The sequence below is a fragment of the Longimicrobium sp. genome (genome assembly GCF_036554565.1).
In the GTDB taxonomy this organism is placed as follows: Bacteria; Gemmatimonadota; Gemmatimonadetes; order Longimicrobiales; family Longimicrobiaceae; genus Longimicrobium.
Genome location: NZ_DATBNB010000877.1, coordinates 1 through 3,682, shown reverse-complemented (window position 1 = coordinate 3,682; position 3,682 = coordinate 1). Strand labels below are relative to the sequence as shown.

At 69.6% G+C, this 3,682-nt stretch carries 1 protein-coding gene and 1 pseudogene; one reads left to right on the top strand and one right to left on the bottom strand.

The features are described from left to right. Positions 1-2,098: pseudogene (locus VIB55_RS24535) on the bottom strand (hypothetical protein); the annotation flags it as partial. 425 nt (positions 2,099-2,523) lie between these two features. On the opposite strand from VIB55_RS24535, the gene VIB55_RS24530 reads away from it, so the two are divergent. After that, positions 2,524-3,682: hypothetical protein (locus VIB55_RS24530; protein WP_331879320.1), on the top strand; the 1,159-nt coding region annotated here is incomplete at its 3' end.

The window sequence follows — 3,682 nt, the reverse complement described above, 5'->3', positions numbered from 1 at the left end:
GCTCGGGGGTCCCGGCGTACACGTACACCATCGCATGCACGGTGTCGCCGGGCCCGCCCCACGCCCAGAGCTTCGGGTCCGAGGGGCCGTTGTCGCCCAGCACCCGCTGCTTGTGCTCGGTGATCATCCCCTCGGTGAACTCCTGGGCGAAGGTGTCCAGGTCATCGGCGCTCAGCCCCAGCGCCTTCAGCCCCTCGGCCGTGAAGCCCACGTTCAGCGCCACCCCCTCCTTTTTTACGTCCCCGCTCCGCTTGTCGCCCGCGGTGACCGCGCCGGCCACGTCGCCCACCCAGCGGCGGGCCGCCGCCGCGTCGGCGGGCAGGTACACGGGCAGATAGTCGGCGTGCTTCAGCGCGTTGAAGCTGCGCGCCACCAGCCCCTGCACGTCGTGCAGCTCCACCCTGGGCGCCGGGGTGGGCTTCGGCTTGGCCGAAGAGAGTGCCGGGCCGGTGTTGTCGACGTTGGTGGTGCCGCCGAAACGGCGCACCCACAGCCCGGCCTCGGCGGCGGTCATGTCGCCGTACAGGCCCAGGCGCATCTTGCTGTTGTTGTTGATGTTGTCGACCGAAAGCCAGCGGTACGCGCTGTACCACACCTGCGTGGGAATCTGGCTGTCGCGCGAGTACGCCTTGAACTTCTGCTCGTCGGTGGCGCCGTCCTGGATCAGGTTCCTGGTCCGCGGAAAGCCCACGCAGTTGCTCCACACGCCGGTCAGGCCATTGTGCGACTTGTCGATGAAGTCGCCCAGGTAGTTTTCCCAGCTGCCGTCGAAGTTGCTGAAGAACTCCAGGCGGCGCCCCTCGTCGACGATCACCCAGCGGGCGAAGTGGATGGACGGGATGCCGGCGAGCGTGCCCTGGTTGCTCAGGTACTTCGCGGAAAAGTTGATGAACGCCAGCACCGCGCGCAGGATCGTCCCCCGGAACCAGAGCGGCTCCTTGATGTAGATGACGCTGCTCATCTGGTTCTGGACGATCCGGTCCTCGATGGAGAGCAGGTCGTCGATGCTCTTGTTCTGCAGGATCACCGGGTCCGTCTTTTCCAGCTTGCGCAGGTACGCGTACGCCGCACCCAGCACCACGCCGGCCACCACCACCAGCCCGCCCACCACCATCAGAGCCGTGCTCCACGAGCCCGTCGCCAGCCGCACCACCACGGTCAGCGCCGCCAGCACCGCCAGCAGCGCGCCGATGCCCACCTGCAGCAGGTAGTCGGGGTTGAAGAGCAGCTTGGGGAACGGGCCCGGCTGCTGGCGCGCCCACGCGAACTCGGGGTTCTGGAACACCCAGTCGCGCACCCGGTTGCGGATGGCCAGCGGCTCGCGGGGGAAGTCGGCCTTCCCCGAGTTCTCGTCCAGGTACCGCTCGATGGCCTGGTGAAGCTCCTCTTCCCGGTGGATCTGGTCCACGGAGCGGTGCATGGTCCCCGTGTAGAAGGTGTTCGAGGCCAGGTGGTGCCGCAGCATGAAGCCGTGCACGGCCGCGCGGTCGTGGCTGCCGGGCCATCCCTCACAGTGGCTGAACACCTGGTCCAGCCCCGGGCCCGCCACGTCCAGCAGCTCGTCGATGTGCTCGTCGAGCGCGCCGTCGAAGTCGGTGGCGAACAGCAGCTTGGGCGGAATGGCGGGGCCCGTCACCTGCACCTTGCCGTCGTACTCCGGCAGCTTGTTGGTGGGGCTGGGCGAGGCCTCGTGCAGCAGGATGCGCGCGAAGTGGAGGGTGGTGATCTTCGCGAACGGGATGATGCAGTTGACCTCGAAGTCGTAGCCGTCGTTGGGGTTGGCCACCTTCTTCAACAGCGCCTGAAGCTCGTCGTAATGGCCGGCCTTCACCGGTACCATCACCAGGAGCGACGCCTGACTGGTGTGCCCGTCGGTCTTCGCCGACTCCAGCTTCTGCAGCGCCGTCCGCGAGCGCGCTTCGGCCACCTGTGCGCGCCGGTGAAGCTTGTCGGACACCACGGTGGTTTCGGCGCCCACGTGCACCCTGGTTTCGCCCTCGGGGGGAGAGGCGATCGCGGGGACCTGGATGACGTTGGGATCGGTCGCGGCGGACTGCGGCTGGTCCGGGACGGGAGGGGCGAGCGGGTTGTCGCTCATCAGCGGGGGCTCCTGCGTACGCGAGGGTTTTGCCGGCGGAGGGGTGGATCGGAGAGGCCGGCGGAGACCGGGCCGTTCGGAGCGGAGAGCGTGGGGAGGGTGCTTCCGTGGAGAAACGGACCGGATCGGGGATGCGGATGTCTGCGCAAGTTAAGGTCCGTTTGCGCGCGACGCAAAGCTTATCCGCAAGTCGTTGGGAGAGCCATGGTTCCGGTACGGCGCATGTTTCCGCCGGGGACCGGGGGCGGGAACATTGGGGCGCTCGCGTCCCACCGAACCGGGACCTCCGCTCCCCGCGTCCCCCTCCCGGCGGCCCCGGCAACACAGAAAGATTGTCCGCTCGCAGCAGGGTGCTTATCATGGTGCGGCCCGGCTTCCGTACGCCGTCCCTCCGCGTTCTCTCCCTCCGAACGAAAGGCAGTCCCGTGAGCACCCTCGCTCCGCCCGCCCCCACGGCCTCCACCGCCCCCGCGCGCCAGCCGCGGTCGCCCAACTCGCAGGGCGGCCTGAAGATCCGCATCAAGCGCAGGATCTTCTACGCGCTCACCGGGCGCCGCGTGCTGCGCGCCGTGTTCGCCGTCCTGCGCCGGCACGCGCCGCTGGCCAAGGTGGGTACGCGCGTGGTGGTCAGCCGCCACGCGGACGTGCTGGAAACGCTGGACCGCGACGAGGTGTTCACCATCAGCCAGGTGAACGGGCCCTCCATCGACCGCATCAACGGGCCCTTCATCCTGGCGATGGACCGCGGACCGGAATACGACCGCGACCACGCCGCCCTGCGCTCGTGCGCGCGCCGCGAGGACGCCGGGCGCATCCGCGAGCTGGCGCGCGACGCGTCGGCCCGGGCCATCGAGGCCGCGCGCCCGCGGCGGCGCATCGAGGCGGTGCAGTCGCTCACGCGCGCGGTGCCGTCGGAGCTGGTGGAGCGCTACTTCGGCTTCCCCGGGCCGGACCGCACCACGCTGCAGCGCTGGCTGCGCAACCTGTTCCAGGACGCCTTCGCCAACCCCCTCGACGATCCGTACGTCCGCGAGGCGGCGCACCAGTCCTTCCTGGAGGTCAAGGCGTGGGTGCTTCCCGAGATCGCCCGGCGGCGCGCGGCGGGAACGGGGCTGGACGATGACGTGATGGGGCGCATGATCGCCCTGGGCGCCACCGAGCCGTGGGCCGACGACGACTGGGTCCGGCGCAACATCGCCGGGCAGATCGTGGGCGCGGTGGATACCATCTCGCGCTTCAGCATCCTGGCCATCGACGAGCTCCTTCGCCGTCCCCGCGAGCTGGAGGGCGCCCAGGCCGCCGCGCGGGCGGGCGACCTGGACCGCGTGCGCCAGTACGCATGGGAGGCGGTGCGCTTCAACCCGCACACGCCCCTCATGGCGCGCACGTGCTCGTCGGCCTACACGCTGGCGGCCGGCACGCCGCGCGCGAAGCAGATCCAGCCGGGGAGCGGAATGGCGATCGGCACCCTTTCGGCCATGTTCGACCCCGACGGGTTCCCCGATCCCAAGCGGTTCCGCATCGACCGTGACATCCGGTCGTACCTGCACTTCGGCTGGGGGATGCACCAGTGCTTCGGGATGG